General features: G+C 72.3%; 20 protein-coding genes. 7 read left to right on the plus strand and 13 right to left on the minus strand.

From position 1 onward, the window contains the following. Positions 1–4 precede the first annotated feature (4 nt). On the minus strand, positions 5–439 hold the full coding sequence (locus ACWDX6_RS00940; protein WP_451482807.1) for a MarR family winged helix-turn-helix transcriptional regulator: 435 nt from the start codon (positions 437–439) through the stop codon (positions 5–7). A gap of 120 nt (positions 440–559) precedes the next feature. Here ACWDX6_RS00940 and ACWDX6_RS00945 point away from each other — a divergent pair, with 120 nt between their 5' ends. After that, the gene (locus tag ACWDX6_RS00945) at positions 560–1,579 is read left to right on the plus strand and encodes an NADP-dependent oxidoreductase (RefSeq protein ID WP_451482808.1); all 1,020 of its coding nucleotides are present in this window, start codon (positions 560–562) and stop codon (positions 1,577–1,579) included. Positions 1,580–1,642: 63 nt separating this feature from the next. Then, positions 1,643–2,065, plus strand: coding sequence for an organic hydroperoxide resistance protein (locus ACWDX6_RS00950; RefSeq protein ID WP_451482809.1), 423 nt, complete (start codon positions 1,643–1,645; stop codon positions 2,063–2,065). 70 nt (positions 2,066–2,135) lie between these two features. On the opposite strand, the gene ACWDX6_RS00955 is transcribed toward ACWDX6_RS00950, so the two are convergent. After that, positions 2,136–4,682, minus strand: coding sequence for a M14 family zinc carboxypeptidase (locus ACWDX6_RS00955; protein WP_451482810.1), 2,547 nt, complete (start codon positions 4,680–4,682; stop codon positions 2,136–2,138). Between the two features lie 111 nt (positions 4,683–4,793). On the opposite strand from ACWDX6_RS00955, the gene ACWDX6_RS00960 reads away from it, so the two are divergent. Further along, a complete protein-coding gene (locus ACWDX6_RS00960; protein WP_451482811.1) occupies positions 4,794–5,621 on the plus strand; it encodes an EI24 domain-containing protein in 828 nt (275 codons plus the stop codon). Between the two features lie 11 nt (positions 5,622–5,632). Then, positions 5,633–6,463 carry a pectate lyase gene (locus ACWDX6_RS00965; RefSeq protein WP_451482812.1) on the plus strand — a complete coding sequence of 277 codons (831 nt, stop codon included), beginning with the start codon at positions 5,633–5,635 and terminating at the stop codon, positions 6,461–6,463. 60 nt (positions 6,464–6,523) lie between these two features. On the opposite strand, the gene ACWDX6_RS00970 is transcribed toward ACWDX6_RS00965, so the two are convergent. The 3 genes from ACWDX6_RS00970 to ACWDX6_RS00980 all read right to left on the minus strand — a co-directional run bounded on the left by ACWDX6_RS00970 (position 6,524) and on the right by ACWDX6_RS00980 (position 9,230). Further along, positions 6,524–7,234 carry a carbon-nitrogen hydrolase family protein gene (locus ACWDX6_RS00970; protein ID WP_451482813.1) on the minus strand — a complete coding sequence of 237 codons (711 nt, stop codon included), beginning with the start codon at positions 7,232–7,234 and terminating at the stop codon, positions 6,524–6,526. Positions 7,235–7,274: 40 nt separating this feature from the next. Next, positions 7,275–8,531 carry a pyroglutamyl peptidase gene (locus tag ACWDX6_RS00975; RefSeq protein WP_451482814.1) on the minus strand — a complete coding sequence of 419 codons (1,257 nt, stop codon included), beginning with the start codon at positions 8,529–8,531 and terminating at the stop codon, positions 7,275–7,277. A 102-nt stretch (positions 8,532–8,633) separates the two neighbouring features. Then, positions 8,634–9,230, minus strand: coding sequence for a TetR/AcrR family transcriptional regulator (locus ACWDX6_RS00980; RefSeq protein WP_451482815.1), 597 nt, complete (start codon positions 9,228–9,230; stop codon positions 8,634–8,636). Positions 9,231–9,387: 157 nt separating this feature from the next. Here ACWDX6_RS00980 and ACWDX6_RS00985 point away from each other — a divergent pair, with 157 nt between their 5' ends. Continuing rightward, on the plus strand, positions 9,388–11,853 hold the full coding sequence (locus ACWDX6_RS00985; RefSeq protein ID WP_451482940.1) for a beta-glucosidase: 2,466 nt from the start codon (positions 9,388–9,390) through the stop codon (positions 11,851–11,853). Between the two features lie 56 nt (positions 11,854–11,909). On the opposite strand, the gene ACWDX6_RS00990 is transcribed toward ACWDX6_RS00985, so the two are convergent. Then, positions 11,910–12,839 carry an aldose epimerase family protein gene (locus ACWDX6_RS00990; protein ID WP_451482816.1) on the minus strand — a complete coding sequence of 310 codons (930 nt, stop codon included), beginning with the start codon at positions 12,837–12,839 and terminating at the stop codon, positions 11,910–11,912. Between the two features lie 11 nt (positions 12,840–12,850). Further along, positions 12,851–13,744, minus strand: coding sequence for an SGNH/GDSL hydrolase family protein (locus ACWDX6_RS00995; protein ID WP_451482817.1), 894 nt, complete (start codon positions 13,742–13,744; stop codon positions 12,851–12,853). A 270-nt stretch (positions 13,745–14,014) separates the two neighbouring features. On the opposite strand from ACWDX6_RS00995, the gene ACWDX6_RS01000 reads away from it, so the two are divergent. Continuing rightward, on the plus strand, positions 14,015–14,509 hold the full coding sequence (locus tag ACWDX6_RS01000) for a DUF3145 domain-containing protein (protein ID WP_451482818.1): 495 nt from the start codon (positions 14,015–14,017) through the stop codon (positions 14,507–14,509). A 124-nt stretch (positions 14,510–14,633) separates the two neighbouring features. On the opposite strand, the gene fabF is transcribed toward ACWDX6_RS01000, so the two are convergent. From fabF to fasR, 5 genes are all read right to left on the minus strand, one after another. Next, complete coding sequence (gene fabF / locus ACWDX6_RS01005) at positions 14,634–15,896, minus strand: beta-ketoacyl-ACP synthase II (protein WP_451482819.1); 1,263 nt, start codon at positions 15,894–15,896, stop codon at positions 14,634–14,636. 79 nt (positions 15,897–15,975) lie between these two features. Then, positions 15,976–16,224 (minus strand): acyl carrier protein, encoded by a 249-nt coding sequence (locus ACWDX6_RS01010; protein ID WP_215067269.1) that lies wholly within the window; start codon positions 16,222–16,224, stop codon positions 15,976–15,978. A gap of 56 nt (positions 16,225–16,280) precedes the next feature. After that, on the minus strand, positions 16,281–17,312 hold the full coding sequence (locus ACWDX6_RS01015) for a beta-ketoacyl-ACP synthase 3 (protein WP_451482820.1): 1,032 nt from the start codon (positions 17,310–17,312) through the stop codon (positions 16,281–16,283). 16 nt (positions 17,313–17,328) lie between these two features. After that, complete coding sequence (locus ACWDX6_RS01020; protein WP_451482821.1) at positions 17,329–18,249, minus strand: ACP S-malonyltransferase; 921 nt, start codon at positions 18,247–18,249, stop codon at positions 17,329–17,331. Between the two features lie 89 nt (positions 18,250–18,338). Next, entirely contained in the window at positions 18,339–19,520 is a 1,182-nt protein-coding gene (gene fasR, locus ACWDX6_RS01025; RefSeq protein ID WP_356888707.1) for a fatty acid biosynthesis transcriptional regulator FasR, read from the minus strand. Positions 19,521–19,627: 107 nt separating this feature from the next. Between fasR and ACWDX6_RS01030 the strand changes: the two genes are divergently transcribed. After that, positions 19,628–20,284, plus strand: coding sequence for a pirin family protein (locus ACWDX6_RS01030; protein WP_451482822.1), 657 nt, complete (start codon positions 19,628–19,630; stop codon positions 20,282–20,284). A 10-nt stretch (positions 20,285–20,294) separates the two neighbouring features. On the opposite strand, the gene ACWDX6_RS01035 is transcribed toward ACWDX6_RS01030, so the two are convergent. Beyond that, entirely contained in the window at positions 20,295–21,485 is a 1,191-nt protein-coding gene (locus tag ACWDX6_RS01035) for an Ig-like domain-containing protein (RefSeq protein WP_451482823.1), read from the minus strand. Positions 21,486–21,550: the final 65 nt, after the last annotated feature.

Consider the following 21,550-nt stretch of genomic DNA (forward strand, 5'->3'; position numbering starts at 1 on the left):
CTCCCTACCCCGCGTCCTCGCCCAGCATCCGCTTGAGCAGGTCCCGCAGCAGCGTGCGCTCGACCACCGTCAGCTGCCCGAGCGGCTCGCGGGCGAAGTCGAGGGACTCCCTCAGCCGACGGGCGGTCTCCAGCCCCTCCGGCGTGGGTGCGGCCAGCTTGACCCGCCGGTCGGCGGGGTCGGGACGCCGCTCCACCAGGCCGCGTGATTCGAGCCGGTCGACGATCCCGGTGACGTTGGACGGCTCGCACCTGAGCTTCTGGGCGATCTTGCGCATCGGCACCGGTTCCAGCGAGAGCAGTCCGAGGACCCGGGCCTGTGCGCCGGTCAGCGAGTGCTGCCCGGCCACCTGCTCGTACTCCTCGTAGTACCGCGCGACGACGCTGCCGATCAGCTCGACGACTTCGCGCGTCAGGGGATCTGTCCGTGGGGTGGCCATGGACCTCATCGTACCCAGATACTTGACAACATGAAATATCCAGGAGCATGGTTGTTTCACGTCATTAAGTATCCGCAGCGTGAAGCATTCGTTGTGAACGTTTCCCAGGAGGCCGTGCTCATGTCCGTACTTCCCGCGTCCAGCCGTGAGTGGCACCTCGTCGCCCGACCGCACGGCTGGCCGACCCCCGCGGACTTCGCCCTGCGCGAGACGCCCGTCACCGCACCCGCCGAGGGCCGGATACTGGTGCGCAACCTGCACTTCTCCGTCGACCCGTACATGCGCGGCCGGATGAACGACGTCAAGTCGTACGTCCCGCCGTTCAAGCTCGACCACCCCATGGACGGCGGCGCGGTCGGCGAGGTCGTCGCCTCCAACGCCGAGGGCTTCGCCGTCGGCGACCATGTCCTGCACGGCCTCGGCTGGCGCGAGTACGCCGACGTCCAGGCCCGGCACGCCACCAAGGTCGACGCCGGCCTGGCGCCCCTCTCCACCTACCTCGGCGTCCTCGGCATGACGGGCCTGACCGCCTACGCCGGTCTCTTCGAGGTCGCCTCCTTCAAGGAGGGCGACGCCGTCTTCGTCTCCGGCGCGGCCGGCGCCGTCGGCAGCCAGGTCGGCCAGATGGCGAAGCTCAAGGGCGCCTCCCGGGTCATCGGCTCCGCCGGCTCCGACGAGAAGGTCAAGCTCCTGGTCGAGGAGTACGGCTTCGACGCCGCCTTCAACTACAAGAACGGCCCGGTGAAGGACCAGCTCCGCGCGGCCGCGCCCGACGGCATCGACGTCTACTTCGACAACGTCGGAGGCGACCACCTCGAGGCCGCGATCTCCTCGCTCAACGTGCACGGCCGAGCCACCATCTGCGGCATGATCGCCCAGTACAACGACACCGAGCCGGTGCCTGGCCCCCGCAACATGGCCATGATCATCGGCAAGCGGCTGCGCCTCCAGGGCGTCCTCGTCGGCGACCACTACGACCTCCAGGAGCAGTTCGTCCAGGAGGTCGGCGGCTGGCTGCGCTCCGGCGAGCTGAAGTACCGCGAGACCTTCGCCGAGGGCATCGAGAACGGTGTGGACGCCTTCCTCGGAGTGCTCCGCGGAGACAACACCGGGAAGATGATCGTTTCGGTGACCGGCTAGTCTCTCCTCAGCCGTCGCGATCGTGGGCGCGAGTCGCGGCGAAACAGCAGAAGGAAGACTCAGATGTCCATACAGCAGTCCGACGTCCTGTACACGGCCATCGCCACCGCCGAGAACGGGCGTGACGGCCGGGTCGCCACCGACGACGGTCAGCTCGATGTCGTCGTCAACCCGCCCAAGGCCATGGGCGGCTCCGGCGCCGGCACCAACCCCGAGCAGCTCTTCGCCGCCGGCTACAGCGCCTGCTTCCAGGGCGCGCTGGGCGTCGTGGCCCGCAACGAGAACGCCGACGTCTCCGGCTCGACGGTGACCGCCGAGGTCGGCATCGGCAAGAACGACGACGGCTTCGGCATCATCGTCAAGATCTCGGCGACCATCCCGAACGTCGACGCCGAGACCGCGAAGAGCCTGATCGAGAAGGCCCACCAGGTCTGCCCGTACTCCAAGGCCACGCGCGGCAACATCACGGTCGAGCTGGCCGTCTGAGTTGCGCGTACCCTAGGGAGAGGCCGCACCCCGACCGACCGGGGTGCGGCCTTCTTCTTCCCGCGCCGCGCTACCGCGTCAGCAGCGCCCGCCCGACCTGCGCGAAGACGCCCTTCGGGTGATCGCGGAAGAGCGGCTCCGTGCCGAACAGCACCACCGGCGCGCCGTGGGGCGCCGTCCCGCTCACCACCGACGCCTGCCCCGCCGCCTCGGCCGGGCCGCCCCGGCCGTCGGCGCCCGAACCCCGCCAGTGGCCCGAGACGAGCGGGCTGCCCGTCCCGTACGACTGCTCGGCGCGCACCCCCGCCCCGAGCCCCGTGAACCACAGCGGGGAGTAGACGAAGGTGTGCCCCGGCGCGCCGCCGGTGATCGCACCGCCCGCGTTGCGGACCGCCACCACACCGTTGGCGTCCCCGTTGCCCTCCACGGCCGTGGCCTTCAGCAGCCCCGCCGCCGCGTTGAACGCCGCACCGGCGGAGCCGATGCCCACCACCCCCACGCCGCTCGACCGCAGCGCCTCGCGCGCCGCCGCGGTCAGCCGCCCGTGGTCCAGCCCCCGCGACACGAACAGGACGTCGGCCGCCGACCAGTCGAAGCCCGCGTTCAGCGACTCCGTCGACACCGGCACCACCTCGAAACCCATCTCCCGCAGCGCGAAGAGCTCCCCGGCCGTCACCGAGGCCGCGACCCTCGTCCGCTCCAGCGGCGCGGTGCCCCGCTCCTTCGTCGCCCGGAACACCACCCCGAAGCGGTCCGCGAGATCCCGCGCCGCGCCCCGCGCCGACGCGGGCACGACCGCCGAGCCGTCCGCCGCCCGGCGCACCTTCACGCCCCGCGCCAGCAGCGCGTTGACCGCCGCCAGCTCCCTCGGGTCGTCGAGCCGCAGCAGCAGATCGCCGAAGGGCGCCACGCGGCCGGTCGGAGCGGCGGAGCGGACCGTGCGCACGGCGGTGGGCAGCGGGCCGTCGGTGACCTTCCGCACCGTCGCGCCCCACAGCAGCCCGAGGCTCCACCCCGAGATGTCGTACATCGTCGACACGTCCGCGCTGATGTCCCGGCCCTCGGCCAGGATCACGTTCGCCATCCCGCGCTTGGGCTGGCGCAGATCGACGACGTACGAGCCGTCGGCCGCCCGCCCGACCCGTACGTCGTTGGCGATCAGATGGTCGACGAGCCGGGCGGCCGCCACCGCGCTCCGCTGCGACCGGCCCGCCGGGATCACGTATCCCCGCGGGAAGGTGGTCGTGTACACGTCCTCGGGGCCGATCCCGGGCACGCCCGGCACCGTCTCCTCGGACACCGGCCGCTGCGCCTCGCCCGCCGCGCCCCGCCGGAACGTCTCGATCTGGTCGGCGATCACCGACGCGCGGTTGCGGTACGCCCAGTCGAGCGTGGCGCGCATCGCCGCCCCCGCCACGTCGACGTTGATCGCCGCCCTGCGGCGCAGTTCGGCCACCGGCAGCGACGTGTAGGCCGCGTTGTTCACCGGCATGGGGAACTCGATGGTGTGCGAGGCCACCGCCCCCTGGAAGGGCATGTACTGCGGGGTGAAGATCGGCGGCCAGTCGTCCCAGCCCTCCGGCCAGTCCCGGAAGGGGATGACCGCCGGTTCCACGCCGTCCTTCGCCGCCGTGTAGCCGAGCGCGTTGACCGCCTTCTCCATGCCGAGCGCGTTGGCGTAGGAGTTCTTCAGAAAGAGGTCGTACTCGTAGTTCTCGCCGTGCGGCGGGGTCGTCGGCTCGATCAGCGTGCCGTTGACGTACCCGTGCAGATCGAGCATCACGGCCGGCTGCCGGTCGATGGCGATCCGCCGGATCGCGCGTGTCTCGGGCTGCGAGGCGGTGACGAAGTCCCGGTTGAGGTCGAAGCCGTTGCCGTTGGCACGGGTGCCGGCGATCCGGCCGTCCGGATTGGCGGTCACGTTCAGATGGACGCGGGTCGTCGCCAGCAGCCCCGCCGTCTTGCGGTCGGTGGCTCGGGCCAGCTCCTCGACGAGTTCCAGGGCCGCGTCCGTGCCCTCCCACTCGTTGCCGTGGATGTTGTTGTTGATGAAGACCGGCGTCTTGTACGCGGCCTTGATGCGCGGGTCCTCGGCGGCCGCGGCGGGAGCGTTCTCGATCCGTTCCCGCATCCGCTCCTGCTCGCGCGCCTGAGCGGCGGACTCCGGGGCGGTGACGGTGACCAGATACAGCTCGTGCCCCCGGGCCGAGCGCCCGGCGACCTCGACGCTCACCCGGTCGCCCAGTCTCTGCAGCGCGTTGAGGCGCGGGGCGAGGGAGTGGTACGGAGCCAGGCCGAGTCTGATCGACTTGTCGGCCGGGTCGGCGGGCGGGGCGGTCAGGACGGTACGGCGCGGATACCCGCCGTCCTTGTGCGGCGACGCCCCCGGGACGGCGGTGGGGCCGTCCGTGAGCGAGGCGTCCCCGAGAAGTCCGTCCGCACGCGCGGCGGGCGGGCCGAGGAGAGGCGGCGCGGCCGTGTCACGGCCGGCTCCTTCGCGTACGGGGCGGGGATCCCGTGGCCCGGGTGGTGCGGCGTTCGCGGGCAGCGCGCCGAGGAGAAGGGCTCCGAGGGCGGTGCAGGCGGCGGTGATCAGGACGGGTCCGGGTTTCGCCATACGTACGCAACCTCCATAGGTGATCAGCCGAGTGATCAGTACGCAGGGGTCTACCCTGTCGTGCCCCGGACAACAAGAGGGCCTTCACCGCACGCCCGATAGGGTGAGGGCATGCGCGATTTCGGGGCCGGGTTCGGCTATCTGGTGGCGGGTCAGAAGTGGGTCGGCCGGCACGGGCGGTGGTTCGGGTTCGGTCTGCTGCCGGGGCTCGTCACCCTCGTCCTGTACGCGGGCGCCCTCGTCGGCCTCGGCTACGGCGCCGACGACCTGGCGGCCTGGGCGACCCCGTTCGCCGACGACTGGACCTCCCCCTGGCAGGGCGCGTTCCGCGGCTTCCTGACCGCCCTCGTCTTCGTCTTCGGGCTCTTCCTCGCGGTCGTGACCTTCACCGCCGTGACGCTCCTGGTCGGCCAGCCGTTCTACGAGTCGCTCTCCGAGCAGGTCGACCGCACGGAGGGCGGGGATGTCCCCGAGTCGGGTCTGCCGCTCTGGCGGGAGCTGTGGATCTCGGCCCGGGACAGCCTCAAGGTGCTGCTCCGGGTGGCGTTCTACGGCGTGCTCCTCTTCGCCTGCGGCTTCGTCCCCGTCGTCGGCCAGACGGTGGTCCCGGTCGTCGGCTTCTGTGTGTCCGGCTTCTTCCTCGCCCATGAGCTGACGTCCGTCGCGCTCCAGCGCCGGGGCGTCGAACTGAAGGACCGGCTGCGGATGTTGCGCGGCCGGCGGACGATGACCCTGGGCTTCGGGGTCCCGTTGGCGGTCTCCTTCGTGGTGCCGTTCGTCGCCGTCCTCCTCATGCCCGGCGCGGTCGCCGGGGCCACGCTGATGGCCCGCGAGCTGACGGGGGAGCCGGCGCGCGGCGACGACGGGAACGGTGCCCGGACGGGCGGCAACCTTTCTTCTTCCGGTGGCGACAAGGAGAGGCACGATCTCCCCCACTGAAGGAAGAAAGCATGAGTCCACGAGCTGAAGAGCGCACCCGGCACAGGCGGCGGACGGGTCGCCGCCGGGCCCTGATCGGCGGTCTGGCGGCGCTCGGCGTCACCGGCGCGGCCGTCGTCACCAGCGGCATGCTCGCCACGGCGGGCGCCGCGACGGCCTGGCCCCAGGCCAAGGACAGCAAGCCGGTCCCGAGCACCATCGAGGTCTCCGGCCCGTACGACGGCGGAATGAAGCGGTTCTACGGCACCGGTGGACTCGGCTCCGGCGGCCAGGACGAGGACCAGGGGCCGATCTTCGTCCTCAAGGACGGTGCCGTCCTGAAGAACGTGATCATCGGCTCGCCGGCCGCCGACGGTGTCCACTGCCTGGGCAGCTGCACCCTGCAGAACGTCTGGTGGGAGGACGTCGGCGAGGACGCCGCCACGTTCAAGGGCACCTCGGCCTCCGCGGTCTACACCGTGTACGGCGGCGGCGCCCGGAAGGCCTCGGACAAGGTCTTCCAGTTCAACGGCGCGGGCAAGCTGGTCGTGACCGGGTTCCAGGCCTCGGACTTCGGCACGATGGTCCGCTCCTGCGGCAACTGCAAGAAGCAGTACAAGCGCTCGATTGTCATCGACGACGTGGACGTCACCGCTCCCGGCGGGACGATCGCCGGCGTCAACGCCAACTACGGCGACACCGCGGCCCTGCGCCAGGTCCGTATCCACGGCGACGCCAAGAAGAAGATCAAGCCGTGCGTCCGCTACACCGGCAACAGCACCGGCAAGGAGCCGACCCAGATCGGCTCCGGTCCCGACGGTGTCACCTGCCGCTACACCGCCTCCGACCTCTCCTACGAGTGACGGGGAGCGGGGGCCCGCCGGCGGCGGCCGGCGGGCCCCCGCCCATGCGTTCCCCCGAGGTCAGACGTCGGCGAGGGCGTACCCCGGGTCCGCGGTCCCCGCGTCGGCGATCCGCTCACCGTCCGGCCCCCAGGCGCCGCTCGCGCCCGCGCACACGCCCTCCTCGTTGCGGCCCAGGACGTTGGCGAGCACCACCCGGAGCCCGAAGTCCCGCGCGCGCACCGGATAGACCTTCTCGAACGAGTCGTTGTCGACCGTGAGCACCGAACTCGCCAGATAGACCCGGCAGCCGTCGGCGGCGGCACGCTCCGCCACCTCGGGGAAGCGGTTGTCGTAGCAGGTGGCCAGAGCGAACCGGACGCCGTCGAGGGTGAACCGGCCGTCCCGGTCGCCGGCGGCGAAGACCTCCTCCTCGAAGCCGTGGAGATGCCGCTTGTCGTAACGGGTCAGCAGGCCGCCGTCCGGTCCGACGACCAGCGAGGTGATGCCGGGCCGGCCGTGCGCCGTCCGTACCGGCCCGTTGACGACGGCCGCCGCGGCGACGGCGCGGCAGGCGTCCCGGAGCGGAGCGAGCCGGGTGTCGTCCGCGGCGAGATGGAGGCCCGGATCGCCGTGGACGAGGGTCGGTTCGTACCCGGTGAGGGACAGTTCGGGGAAGACGACGAGCCGGGCGCCCTCGGCGCCGGCCGACCGGATCAGATCCGCCATGGTGCGGACGTTGGCACCGATGTCCCCCGGTTCCGGGGTGAACTGCGCTGCTGCGACGATCATTCCCCCATCATCTCCGCCGCCCGGCCCCGGGGGAACCCTCTCAGGAGGAGGCGGCGGCCACCCCGATGACCGCCCGCACCTGCGCGATGATGTCGAGCCGGTTCCGTACGAACTCCGGATCGGTGACCGAGCCCGTCGCCGGATCGGTGTTGCCCGCCCCGAACCGGAGGACGGGCGTGTGGACATGGCCGCCGGGCAGCCGCGTCAGTCCGAGGCGGTCGCGCAGGAGCGTGGCCCGGTAGGCGATCTCGTTGGAGAGGTAGTCCCCGCCACCGCCGGCCCGGGCGGTGGAGCCCGCCGTCGGCCCGTCGGGGCGCGCCACCGGCACGGTCGATCCGGCCGGGATCTCGGTCACCGCCGTGTTGTCGTACACGGGGAAGCGCCCGGTGTCCGCCGCCACGATCGCCCGGTACGGCAGGGTGGTCGCCGTCCACTGGGGCTGCGTCGCCGGGTCCGCCACCGGGACCGTCTCCGTACGGGAGGCGTTCTCGTTGTCGGGGAAGCCGCCCCGCCAGGCTCCGTTGAACCGCTCGATGTCGAAGCGGCCCACCCGCCCCTGGCTCACGGTGGTGAACAGGTCCACGCGCGGCAGCTGTGCGCGCAGCGTCCGCTCCACCGTGCCGTCGGCGAAGTCCGCCCAGCGGACCGGGAAGACGGCCGTCTCGACGCGGGCGGGGGTGCCGTCCGCGGTACGGATCCAGGTGCCGTCCAGGGCCAGCGCGGTCGCCCCGGACGGATTGCTGATCCGTACGTCACGGTCGAGCGTGAACGGGTCGAAGCCGGTCATCAGCACCCGCTTGACGCCCTTGCCCGCCGGGTGGTGGATCGAGTCCTGGCCGCGCGAGGAGCGTTCGAGCCGGTCGAGCAGCCGCGCGCGAGCGGCGGCGTCGAGCGGGAACTCGGGTCGCCAGGAGCGCAGTTCGCGGGTCATGCCGAGCCGCGCCCAGTACAGCGGCCGGTCGTCGTCCCGGCTGAGGTCCCCGTGCGCGGGGCCCCGGCCCTGGGCGCGGTCGACCGCGCGCCGCCACAGGCGGGCGCCTTGGTGCGCCACGGCCCGTTCGGCCTCCCGGTAGGAGTCCGCGCCCGCCAGCGCGCGGGCGAACTCCGGTGCCACGGTGTCGAATCCGCTGCGCCGCAGGATCTCCTGGGGCGCGGCGCGGTCGAGCCGGGCCTCCTCGACCGTGCCGGTGGTGCGGCCCGTGCCGCCGCCCGTGTCGGCCGAGGCCGGTGGTGAGACGAGGGTGAGCGCGGTGGTGAGCAGGGCGAGTCCGAGCGAGGCGGTGCGTATCCGGGGCACGGGCGAGCCTTCCTGGGGACCGGGAACGGGCCCGCGAAGTATCCCGTCCCGTCCGCGACTCCCGCTACGGCGCCCTCATATGTCCCAGGCGCCCCGGTCGCCTCAGGCCCCGGACCCCCGTTCGCCTCGCGCCTCGCCGTCGCCCCGCAGCAGCGCGAGGAAGTCCCGGAACGCCGCCGGCATGTCCACCGCGGCCGGGTCCAGCAGCCACTGGTACTGCAACCCGTCCATCACCGCCGTGAGGAGGGGTGCGGCGCGCTCCGGGGTGAGGCCGCCCGGCAGCCGCTCGCCGAACTCCATCCGCAGGACCTTCGCCATCTCCCCGCGGACCTGGGCGTACCGCTCGGTGAAGAACTCCCGGGCCGGATGGCCGTCGGTCACGCTCTCGCCGAGCAGCGCGGAGAAGGTCTGCACGATCCCCGGGCGCATCGCGTTGTACTCCACGAGGGAGTCGAGCAGGTCGAGCCGCCAGCCCTCCCGCCCCCGGCCGCCGCTCGTGTCCCACCGGTCGCGCTCCTCCAGGACCGCGACGAGCAGCGCCTCCTTCGTCGGGAAGTAGTGCAGCAGCCCCTGCTGGGTCAGGCCGACCCGCTCGGCGACCGAGCCCAGCGAGGCGCCGCGGTAGCCGCGCTCGGCGATCACTTCGAGTGCCGCCCGCAGGATGTCCGCGCGCCGCTCCTCGCTCCTGGCCCGCGCCATCGCCCGGCCCCTTTCGTGGTCCCTTCCGCAGGTCCCGTCGCAGAGGACCGTACGTCATCGTGAAGTAACGAAGGGATAACGTAACCTACCGATCTACAGGTATCAGCGCCACCATGGGCCCCCAGCACTTCGACGAGGAGGTACGGCCGTGGTGGAGATCAGCGCGGAGGGCGGTACGGACACCGGCGGGGACGCCGTCCGGGAGCGAGCCGTCGAGGCGGCGCTCGCCCGGCTCGACCTGGACACCAAGACGCGGCTGCTCGCCGGACAGGACATGTGGTCGCTCCCCGCCCTGCCCGGGATCGGCCTGAGGTCCGTGGTCATGTCCGACGGCCCGATCGGCGTCCGCGGCGTCCGCTGGACCGCCGACGATCCGTCCGTCGCCCTGCCGTCCCCGACCGCCCTCGCCGCCGCCTGGGACCCGGCCCTCGCCCGCCGCGCCGGCCGCCTCCTCGCCCAGGAGGCCCGCCGCAAGGGGGTCCACGTCCTCCTCGCCCCCACCGTCAACCTGCACCGCACGCCGCTCGGCGGCCGCCACTTCGAGGCGTACAGCGAGGACCCGTACCTCACCGGCGAGATCGGCACCGGCTACGTCCGGGGCGTGCAGGAAGGCGGCGTAGGCACCACCGTCAAGCACTTCGTCGCCAACGACGCCGAGACCGACCGCTTCACCGTCGACAACAAGGTCGCCGCGCGCCCGCTGCGCGAGCTGTACCTCGCCCCCTTCGAGGCCATCGTCGGCAACGCCCGCCCCTGGGGCATCATGACGGCCTACAACCAGGTCAACGGCGTGACGATGACCGAGCACCACCACCTCGTCGACGAGGTCCTGCGCGGCGAGTGGGGCTTCGACGGCTTCAACGTCTCCGACTGGATGGCCGCCCGCTCCACCACCGGCGGCATCGAGGGCGGCCTGGACGTCGCCATGCCCGGCCCGCGCACCGTCTACGGCGAGGCGCTCGCCGCCGCCGTCCGCTCCGGCGAGGTCGAGGAGTCGGCCGTCGACACGGCGGTACGCAACGTCCTGCGGCTCGCCGCCCGCGTCGGCGCCCTCGACGGAGCCCCGCCGGTCGTCACCGAGCCCCCCGCGCCCGTCGACGGCGACGCGCTGGCCCGCGAGATCGCCCACCGCGGTTTCGTCCTGGTCCGCAACGAGATACGCGACGGGCGGGCGCCCCTCCCGATCGCCCCCGGCCGTACGGTCGCCCTCTCCGGCGCGGCCGCCCGCGACGCCCGGGTCCTCGGCGGCGGCTCCGCCCAGGTCTTCCCCGACCACACCGTCTCCCCGCTCGACGGTCTCACCGCCGCCCTGCCCGACGGCGCCCTGACCTTCTGCCTCGGCGCCGACCCCAGCGACGAACTCGCCCCCGCCGACCAGGGCTTCGCCCTGCGCGCGGTCTGCCGCGACGCCGAGGGGAACATCCTCGGTGACGGCAGCCTGCCCAACGGCCAGGTCCAGTGGATCGGCGACGACCTCCCGGCCGGCGTCACCCACGAGGCCCTCGCCTCCGTCGAGGTCGTCGGCACGTTCACCCCGCGCGAGAGCGGCGAGCACTCCTTCGGCACCCGGGGCCTCGGCGCCTTCACCCTCACCGTCGCGGGCGAGACCCTCTTCGACGGCGTCCAGGCGATGGGGCCGGAGACCGACCCCTTCGAGGCGCTCTTCGGCGCTCCCGTCGAACGCGCCAAGGTCGCGCTCACCGCAGGCGAGAGCGTGCGTGTCTCCCTTCTCCACTCCCTCGACAAGGAGTTCGCCGCGCCGCTGCCGGCCGTCATGTTCTCCTTCGTCCACCTCGGTCCGCGCCGTGACCCCGACGAACTGATCGCCGAAGCCGTCGAGGCCGCCCGCGCCGCCGACACCGCCGTCGTGGTCGTCGCCACCACCGAGCGCGTCGAGTCCGAGGGCTTCGATCGCGCGGACCTCGCCCTCCCGGGCCGCCAGGACGATCTCGTACGGGCCGTGGCCGCCGCCAACCCGGACACCGTCGTCGTCGTCAACGCCGGTTCCCCGGTCGAGATGGACTGGCGCGAGGACGTCGCCGCCGTCCTGCTCAGCTGGTTCCCCGGCCAGGAGGGCGGCGCCGCGCTCGCCGACGTCCTGACCGGCGCCGCCGAGCCCGGCGGACGCCTGCCCACGACCTGGCCGGCCGCGCTCGCCGACGCCCCGGTCACCGAGACCACCCCCACCGACGGCGAACTCGCCTACGAGGAAGGCCTGTTCATCGGCTACCGCGCCTGGGACAGGACCGGCGCCGTACCCGCGTACGCCTTCGGCCACGGCCTCGGCTACACCACCTGGTCGTACGACTCCCTGGAGACGACCCCCGAGAGGGCCACGGTCCGGCTCACCAACACCGGCGCCCGCACCGGCCGGGAGGTCGTCCAGATCTATTTGGCGCCGGCAGCGGACCCGGTCGAGCGGCCGGCCCGCTGGCTGGCCGGTTTCGCGAGCGTCGAGGCGGACGCCGGCGCGAGCGTCGAGGTCGAGATCCCGCTGCGTCGCAGGGCCTTCGAGATCTGGGACGAGGAGAAGGGCGCCTGGGCGTTCGTCCCCGGAACGTACGAGGTCAGGGCCGCCCACGCGCTCGACGACACCCGCCTGACGGCCACCCTGGAGGTCTGACGACCGTCACCGCGCAGACCGGCCCCGGGGCGGAACCCGACAGCCGTCCCGGGCCTTCAGCGCGTCCCCAAGCGGAAGGACGTGGTGGATTCGTACACCTCGCCCGGACGCAGCACCGCGGAGGGAAACTCCGGCCGGTTCGGCGAGTCCGGGAAACGCTGGGTCTCCAGCGCGACCCCGGAGAACATCGCGTCCGCGTACACCTGGAGCCCCGGCTCGGTCGTCCGCACGCTCACCACCCGCCCGGTCACCGGCGAGTACAGCTCGCAGGCGTCCGCGGCACCCGCGTCGAGCACGAAGTTGTCGTCGATCCCCGCACCGACGGCCCGGGGCGTACGGAAGTCCAGCCGGGTGCCCGCCACCGGGGCGATCTCCCCGGTCGGGATGCCCGTCGCGTCCATGGGGGTGAAGTGCCCGGCCGAGACCCGCAGTTCGTGCTCCCCGCCGAGGTCCCAGTACGAGTGGTTCGTCAGCGCCACCACCGTCGGGGCGTCTGTACCCGCCCGGTAGCCGATCCGCAGCGCCCCGTCCGCCGTCAGCCGGTACGTCACCGAGACGTCCAGCCGACCGGGGAAGCCCTCCTCGCCGTCCGGGCTCACCCGGGACAGCCGTACCCCGTCCGTGATCTCCTCCGCGTCCCACACGCGCTTGTCGAAGCCGCGCTCGCCGCCGTGGAGGCTGTGCGGGCCGCCGTTGCGGGCCAGCCGGTGCGTGCGGCCGTCGAGGGTGAAGGTGCCGCCCGCGATCCGGTTGGCGTAACGCCCCACCAGGGCGCCGAAGTACGGCTCCGGGCGCTTCAGATAGCCGCCCAGGTCCGGGAAGCCGAGGACCGTCTCACCCGGCACGCCGTCCCGGTCCGGTGTCGCGACCGACTGCACGATGCCGCCGTACGTCAACACCCGCACCCGCACCGCGCCCCGTTCGAGCGTCCAGCGCTGTACGTCCGTACCGTCGACCGAACCGAAGGGTTCACCCGTGATCCTCATGATCCGGAACCCTACGCGGGCGGCTCGACGGCCGTCACCCGCCGGTGCGCGATCTCCGCGAGCCGCGCCTGCCCGTCCCTGCTCGGGTGGAACCAGTCCCAGGGGCTGAGCTGCGCCCCGCCGAAACGGAACGCGAAGACCGCCCCGCCGTCGTACCGGCAGCGCGCGTCCTTCGCGCACTCCTCCCTCAGGACCGTGTTGTACGCCACCACCCGGTCCCGCACCAGCGTCCGGCGCCGCTCGGCCGCCGCGCCCAGATTCTGCGGGTCGGCCAGCATGGAGGCGCAGAGCCCCAGCTTCCAGACCTCCCGGCCCATGGCGCTGACCCGCCCCGTCGACCACAGCCGCATCAGGTCCGGCACGCTCGCCACGTACACCTGCGCCTTGGGCGCGCCCGCCCGCAGCGCGGCCAGCGCCGCCGCGAACGAGGTGCGGAACTCCGCGACCGGGGTCATCAGTTCCGTACGGTCCCGGCAGGCGTCGTTCGCGCCCATCATCACCGTCACCAGCTCCGGCTTCGCGGCGGCGGCCTGCTCCATCTGTGCCGGCAGCTCCGCCATCCGCGCCCCGGTCCGCGCCAGGTTCCAGCTGTGCGCGGACACCCGCTCCGGGCCGAGGAGCCGCAGGGCGAGGCTGTTGACCGCCGCGTCCGTGCCGGTCGCCCAGGAGGCCTGGGGGCAGTCGGCCAGGAGCGTACAGGCGTCGAAGGCGCGGGTGATGGAGTCGCCGACGGCGGCCACGGAGGAGGGGGAGGGGTCCCAGACAACGGCGGGCCTCGGCTTCGCCCGTACGGACGGCGCGGCCGCCTCGGGCGCCGCCGTGTCGCAGCCGGTCAGCGCGCCCGCGCCCAGCAGCAGCGCCGCCGCGGCGGCGACGGCGGTGCGGAAACGTTGTCGGCCGCGCATGCCCCGGCCCCTCCTTCGGCGTCCGTTCGGCGTCCTGGCGAGTGAAAGCTTGGTGTTCACCCGCCCTCGGACCGACCGTACGTCACCCCAAGGGCGGCGCGGCACGGTAGCTTTTCCCCGTCGAACCAGAGGCACCTTTGCCAATCGGCTCCGGTAAATTACATCACGTCACATGCTGTCCCTTTTTCGGGGGTTTGCGAAGTTTTGCTCCCGATGCTGTTTACTGAGGCCGCTGGGAAAGGCGAACCTCGTCCCACACTGGAGGTCCCGGTGACGACACGTGGAGTTCTGTACGTTCACTCCGCACCGCGCGCGCTGTGCCCGCACGTCGAATGGGCGGTGGCGGGTGTCCTCGGTGCGAGGGTCCAGCTCGACTGGATCCGCCAGCCGGCGTCCCCCGGCACCTGGAGAGCCGAGTTCTCCTGGCAGGGCGAGACCGGTACCGCCTCCAAACTCGCCTCGGCGCTGCGCGGCTGGCAGATGCTCCGCTTCGAGGTCACCGCGGAACCCTGCCCCACCGCCGAGGGCGAGCGCTACAGCGCCACCCCCGAACTGGGCATCTTCCACGCGGTGACGGGCATGCACGGCGACATCCTGATCCCGGAGGACCGCCTGCGGGCCGCGCTGGTCCGCTCGGCGCAGGGCGAGACGCAGCTGGAGGCGGAGATCGCCAAGCTGCTCGGCAAGCCGTGGGACGACGAACTGGAGCCCTTCCGCTACGCGGGCGAAGGCGCCCCGGTCCGCTGGCTCCACCAGGTCGTCTGACCGACCGCTCCCGGCACACGGCGGCCACGACACGGCCGCCGTTCCGCTGACCGACCGACCCATCCGGCAGACATGGCTGAGGCCCACCCCCGGGCGGGGAGTGGGCCTCTCACCTGAGTGCGGGTCAGACCGTGCGGAACGCCAGCACCACGTTGTGGCCGCCGAAGCCGAACGAGTTGTTGATCGCGGCGATCGTGCCCTGCGGCAGGTCGCGCGGCTCGTCGCGGACGATGTCCGCGTCGACGTTCTCGTCCAGGTCGTCGATGTTGATCGTCGGCGGGGCGACCCGGTGGTGCAGCGCCAGGACCGTCGCGACGGTCTCGATGCCGCCCGCGCCACCCAGGAGGTGACCCGTCATCGACTTCGTCGCGGAGATCGCGACATGGTCCAGGTCGTCGCCCAGGACCTTCCGCAGCGCCTTGATCTCGGCGACGTCGCCCTGCGGCGTCGACGTGGCGTGCGCGTTGAGGTGGACGACCTCGGACGGCTTGAGGTCCGTCGTGTCGAGGAGGTTGCGCATCGCGGCCGCGATGCCCCGGCCCGTCGGCTCGGGCTGCGCGATGTGGTGGCTGTCGGCCGACAGGCCCTGGCCCAGCACCTCGCAGTAGATCCGCGCGCCACGCGCCTTCGCGTGCTCCTCGGACTCCAGGACCACGACGCCCGCGCCCTCGCCGAGCACGAAGCCGTCACGGGCCGTGTCGTACGGACGCGAGGCCTTGGTGGGCTCGTCGTTGTTCTTGGACATCGCCATCATGTTGGCGAAGGCCGCGATCGGCAGGGGGTGGATCGCCGCCTCCGTGCCGCCGGCCACGACCACGTCGGCCCGGCCGGTACGGATCATCTCGACGGCGTAGCCGATCGCCTCGGCGCCCGACGCGCACGCGGAGACCGGGGTGTGCACGCCCGCCTGGGCGTTCACCTCCAGACCGACGTTGGCGGAGGGCCCGTTCGGCATCAGCATGGGAACGGTGTGCGGGGAGACGCGGCGGACGCCCTTCTCCTTCAGCACGTCGTACTGGTCGAGCAGCGTCGTGACACCGCCGATGCCGGAGGCGATGACGGAGCCGAGCCGCTCGGGCGCGATCTTCTCGTCCTCACCGGCCGGAGCGGTGTAGCCGGCGTCGGCCCACGCCTCGCGGGCCGCGATCAGCGCGAACTGCGCCGAACGGTCCAGCTTGCGGGCCAGCGGACGGGGCAGAACCTCACCCGGGTCGACCGCGGCGGGCGCGGCGATCTGGACGGGCAGTTCGGCGAATCGTTCACCCTCGAGGGGCTTGACGCCGGAGCGTCCCGCGATCAGACCTTCCCAGGTCGATGCGGAATCGCCACCCAGCGGTGTGGTTGCGCCGAGACCGGTGACGACCACGGTGCGATTGGTCGAGCTCACAGGAATTCTTTCTCCACGTGTGTGATGGTCGAATGACGGCGCCACCGCCGGGTGGCAGACCGAGTCAGCAGGGGTCGGATCAGCCCTGGTGCTTCAGGATGTAGTCGGTCGCGTCGCCGACCGTCTTGAGGTTCTTGACGTCCTCGTCCGGGATCTTGACGTCGAAGCGCTCTTCAGCGGCGACAACGACCTCGACCATGGACAGCGAGTCGACGTCCAGGTCGTCGGTGAAGGACTTGTCCAGCTGGACGTCCTCGGCCGGGATGCCGGCGATCTCGTTCACGATCTCCGCGAGACCTTCGACGATCTCTTCCTGGGTGAAGGCCATGTTGGCGCTCCTTCTGTGATTGCTTCGGTAAAGGGCTTCCGGAAGATCCGGGGTGCCTAGGGGAGGGTAACGACCGTCGCGGCGTACACGAGACCCGCCCCGAAGCCGATGACGAGCGCGGTGTCGCCGCTCTTCGCCTGCCCGGTCGCCAGAAGCCGCTCCATCGCGAGCGGAATCGAGGCGGCCGAGGTGTTGCCGGTGGTCTCGACGTCACGGGCGACCGTCACGTGCTCCGGCAGCTTCAGAGTCTTCACCATCGAGTCGATGATCCGCATGTTCGCCTGGTGCGGGATGAAGACGTCCAGGTCGTCCGCCGAGATGCCGGCGGCGTCCAGCGCCTGCTGGGCGACCTTCGCCATCTCGAAGACGGCCCAGCGGAAGACCGCCTGGCCCTCCTGCGTGATGGCGGGGAACTTGATCTCGCCCTGCTCGTTGAGGGGGAGCTTCGAGACGTCGCCGACGTGGAACTCGTTCCACGGCACGGTCTGCTTGATCGTCTCGGACTTGTCGCCCTCCGAACCCCAGACCGAGGGGCCGATGTGCGGCTCGTCCGAGGGGCCGACGACGACCGCGCCCGCGCCGTCGCCGAACAGGAAGGCCGTCGCGCGGTCCTCCAGGTCGGTCAGGTCGCTGAGCCGCTCGACACCGATGACAAGGACGTACTCTGCCGAGCCCTCGACGATCAAGCCCTTGGCGAGCGTCAGGCCGTAGCCGAAGCCCGCGCAGCCGGCGGAGATGTCGAACGCGGCCGGCTTCCCGGCGCCGATCCGGTCGGCGATCTCGGTGGCGACGGCCGGGGTCTGCTTGAAGTGCGAGACCGTCGAGACGATCACGGCGCCGATCCGCTCGGGATCGATCCCGGCGGCGGCGAGGGCCTTGCCCGAGGCCTCGACCGACATCGCGGCGACGGTCTCCTCGGGAGAGGCCCAGTGGCGGGTGGCGATACCGGAGCGCGAGCGGATCCACTCGTCGGACGAGTCGATCTTCTCGAGGATCACCTCGTTGGGCACGACCCGGGTCGGGCGGTAGCCGCCGACACCCAGGATCCGCGCGTACGGGGCGCCCTTGCTGGGCTTGATCTTCGACATGCTTCTCGGCTCCTTCTCAGGCTGCGCTTGCAGTCTCGGCGATCAGCGTGCGGGCCGCGTCGAGGTCGTCGGGGGTCTTCAGGGCGACCGTGCGGACACCCGGGAGCGCGCGCTTGGCGAGACCGGTCAGGGTGCCGCCGGGGCACACCTCGATCAGCGCGGTGGCGCCCAGCGCCTGGAAGGTCTCCATGCACAGGTCCCAGCGGACCGGGTTGGCGACCTGGCCGACGAGACGCGCGATGATCTCCGCGCCCTCGGTGACGACCTGGCCGTCCTTGTTCGAGACGTAGCGCACGGTCGGGGCCGCGACGGTCAGCTCCTCCGCCGCCGCCTCCAGCTTCTCGACCGCGGGAGCCATGTGGTGCGTGTGGAACGCGCCGGCGACCTGGAGCGGGACGACCCGGCGGACGCCCTCGGGCTTGTCCTCCGCGAGGGCGGCGAGCTGCTCCAGCGTTCCGGCGGCCACGATCTGGCCGGCGCCGTTCACGTTGGCCGGGGTCAGACCGAGCTTCTCGAGGTGCGGGACGGTCACCTCGGGATCGCCGCCGAGCAGCGCCGACATACCGGTCTCGGTGACGGCGGCGGCCTCGGCCATCGCCAGACCGCGCGTCCGTACGAGACGCAGCGCGGCGGTGTCGTCGAGGACGCCGGCGAACGCGGCGGCGGTGATCTCACCGACGCTGTGGCCGGCGACGGCGCCGGGGGACACGGCACCGAGCGCGGCGGCCGAGAGCAGGCCGGCCGCGACCAGCAGCGGCTGGGCGACGGCGGTGTCGCGGATCTCGTCCGCGGTGGCCTTCGTGCCGTAGTGGGCGAGGTCGAGTCCGATGGCCTCGGACCAGCCCTCGACGCGGTCGGCGGCGCCGGGCAGTTCGAGCCAGGGGGTCAGGAAGCCGGGCGTCTGAGCGCCTTGGCCGGGAGCGACGAGTACGAGCACCCTCACACTCTCTCTTGGGGACGGTCCCGGGCGCCCGTGGGGACAAGGACGAAGAACCGTCGGGGGAATTGTTGGTGTTCGACAAAAGTCTAGGACTGCGGATCTCCGTCGGCCAAGCGCCCCAGGATCAGCGCGATCCGGAGCGTGAACGCGGAACGGACATCGGAGGGTGACCAGCCGGTGACGTCGGTCACACGTCGGAGCCGGTATCGCACGGTGTTGGGGTGGACGAAGAGCATCCGTGCGGCGCCTTCGAGGCTGCTCGCCTGCTCCAGATAGACACTCAGTGTTTCCAGGAGCGCCGAGCCCGCTTCCTCCAGCGGTCTGTAGATCTCCTCCACCAGCTGTTCGCGAGCCGAGGGGTCGGAGGCGATCGCGCGCTCCGGCAGCAGATCGTCCGCGAGGACCGGCCGCGGGGCGTCCTGCCAGGCCGAACACGCCTTGAGTCCGGCGGCGGCCGCCTGCGCGGACCGGGTCGCGGCGAGCAGGTCGGGCACGACGGGCCCGGCGACGACCGGCCCCGCCGCGTACGGCCCGATCAGCGCCTTGGCGACCTGGAGCGGGTTGTCGTTGCCGCCGGCGATGACCACGAGCCGGTCGCCGAGGACGCCGGTCAGCACCTGGAGCTTGGCGTGCCGGGCGGCGCGGCGGATCGCCTCGACGGTCAGCTCGCTGTCGCCGTCGGGGGCCGTGCCGAGGACGACGCAGACGTGGTCGGGCGAGTTCCAGCCGAGGGCGGCGGCGCGGGAGACGGCGCCCTCGTCGGCCTCGCCGGAGAGGACGGCGTTGACGACGAGCGATTCGAGGCGGGCGTCCCAGGCGCCGCGTGCCTCGGCGGCCTGGGCGTAGACCTGGGCGGTCGCGAAGGCGATCTCGCGGGCGTAGACGAGGAGCGCCTCACGCAGGACGGACTCGTCGCCGGGGGCGGCGACCTCCTCGATCGCGGTCTCCATCACCTCGATCGTGGTGCGGACCATCTCGACGGTCTGGCGCAGGGTGATCGCGCGCGTCAGCTCGCGCGGGGCGGTGCCGAAGACATCGGTGGAGATGGCCTGCGGGGTCTCGGGATGACGGAACCACTCGGTGAACGCGGCGATACCGGCCTGGGCGACCAGCCCGATCCACGACCGGTTCTCGGGCGGCATCGCGCGGTACCACGGCAGCGTCTCGTCCATGCGGGCAATGGCGTTGGCGGCGAGCCGCCCGGAGGACTGTTCCAGGCGCTTCAGGGTCGCGGGGTGCGGATGAGCGGCGTTCGTGGGTTCAGGCACGGACCAAGGGTGCCTTATCGGGACGCCGATGTGCGGCCTGGGGTGTTGGGGGCCTTTGTTCCGCCGGGCCGGAACGCGCGGGCACAGCGGATACCGTGACTGCCGTGATGAGCATTCAGCGCGCGGGGGACCGCTATCCCGGAGGGGACCCCGCCTCCGGGATCGAGACACGGCACGCCTTCTCCTTCGGGCCTCACTACGACCCCGACAACCTCCGCTTCGGCGCGCTCCTCGCCTGCAACGAGGAGCGGCTCGCGCCCGGCACGGGGTTCGACGAGCACCCGCACCGTCACACCGAGATCGTCACCTGGGTCGTCGAGGGCGAGCTGACCCACCGCGACTCGGCCGGCCACACCACCGTCGTCCGCCCCGGGGACGTCCAGCGGCTCAGCTCCGCCGCGGGCGTACGGCACGAGGAGCGCAACGACGCCGACGTGCCGCTGGTCTTCGTCCAGATGTGGCTCGCTCCCCTGGAGCCGGGCGGCGACCCCTCGTACGAGATCGTCCCCGGCATCGCCGACTCGACCCCGTACGCGCTTCCGCGGGCGGCCGCGATGCTGCACGTCCGGCGCCTGGCGGCGGGCGGGCGGACCGCGGTCCCCGACGCCGACTTCCTGTACGCGCACGTCGTGCGGGGCACGGTCCGGCTGGACGGCGAGGAACTGTCCCCCGGCGACGCGGCCCGCGTCACCGACGCGCGGGACCTGGCGCTGCTGGCGACGACGGACGCCGAGGTCCTCCTCTGGGAGATGCGCGCGCCGTGAGGCGCGGGGATCAGCCGAGCGCGCTCTTCGCCCTCCACCGCTCCCAGGTCAGGTTCCACGCGCCGTAGCCGTTGCCCGGAGCCACCGTGCCCTTGGTGTCCGCGCCGGTGATCTCGAACGGGTCGCCGACCCGCACGGCGGCGTAGAAGGAGGCGGCGTCGGCGTCGCTCATCCCGATGCACCCCGAGCTCCTGTTGGCGCGCCCGAACCACCGGGCGTTCCACGGTGCCGCGTGGGCGTACATGCCCGACCACGTCAGCCGCATCGAGTGGTCGACCATCTTGTCGTACGCGTCACCGAGCCCGACCGTCTCCGAGTTCATGTTGATCGTGCCCTCCTTCGCCATCAGCACCGCCGTCCCCCGCCACGACCGCTTGTCGCCGCCCGGCGTACCGCCCGAGACGGGGATCGTGCGCACCGTCCTGCCGTCCCGGACCAGGGCGAGCCGCTTGCGGTCGAGATCGACCCGGACGACCTGCGCCGCCCCGACGGTGAACCCCGTGCGGTAGTCCCGTACGAACCAGCCCCCGCCCGAGTCCGTCCCGTCGAGCCGCGCGTCGAGGGTCACGCGGGTGCCCGGCTTCCAGTACTCCTCGGGCCGCCAGTCCACCCGGTCCTTGCCCGACCAGTCCTTCAGCCAGCCCCACGATCCGGCCGTGCCGTTCGAGGTGGTCACCTTGAGCTGCTTCTCCACCTCCGCCTTGTGCGTCACCGGCCGGTCGAAGACGATCGACAGCGGGTGCGCGATCCCGACCGTGGTGTCCTTCCCGGGCGCCAGGGTCAGCTTGTTGACCAGTTTCGCCGCCGGTGTGGAGAACGCCGACCGGGTCGTCGACTCCTTGCCGTCGGCGGTCCGGGCCGTGGCCTCCACGGTGTACGAGGCGCCCGGCACCGCCTTCCGCTCGGAGACCCAGGAGGCGCCGTCGGCGGCCGTGCGGCCCGCGAGCACCCCGCCCTCCGCGTCGACCACCCTCACCGTCGTCAAGGCGCCGCCCGAGGCGGTGACCGTCACCGGCCGGCCGGCCGCCGGGGACGCCACGGCCGCCTTCGCCGGAGGGGCCGGGCTCCCGGTGGCGGACGGCGTGCCCGCCCACTCCACCGCCCCCGCCCCCGCCGTACAGGCGGTCAGGGCCGAGCACAGCGCGACGGCCGCGACGGCGGGGCGTATCCGGGTGCGCGGGCGCATGCGTACGGGAATCACGGAAGCCTCCGAAAAAGTCATGGGATGCCCGGACTGTAGGCCGCCGCACGCGCCCCCCACGCCGT

The organism is Streptomyces sp. NPDC003027 (assembly GCF_053591435.1).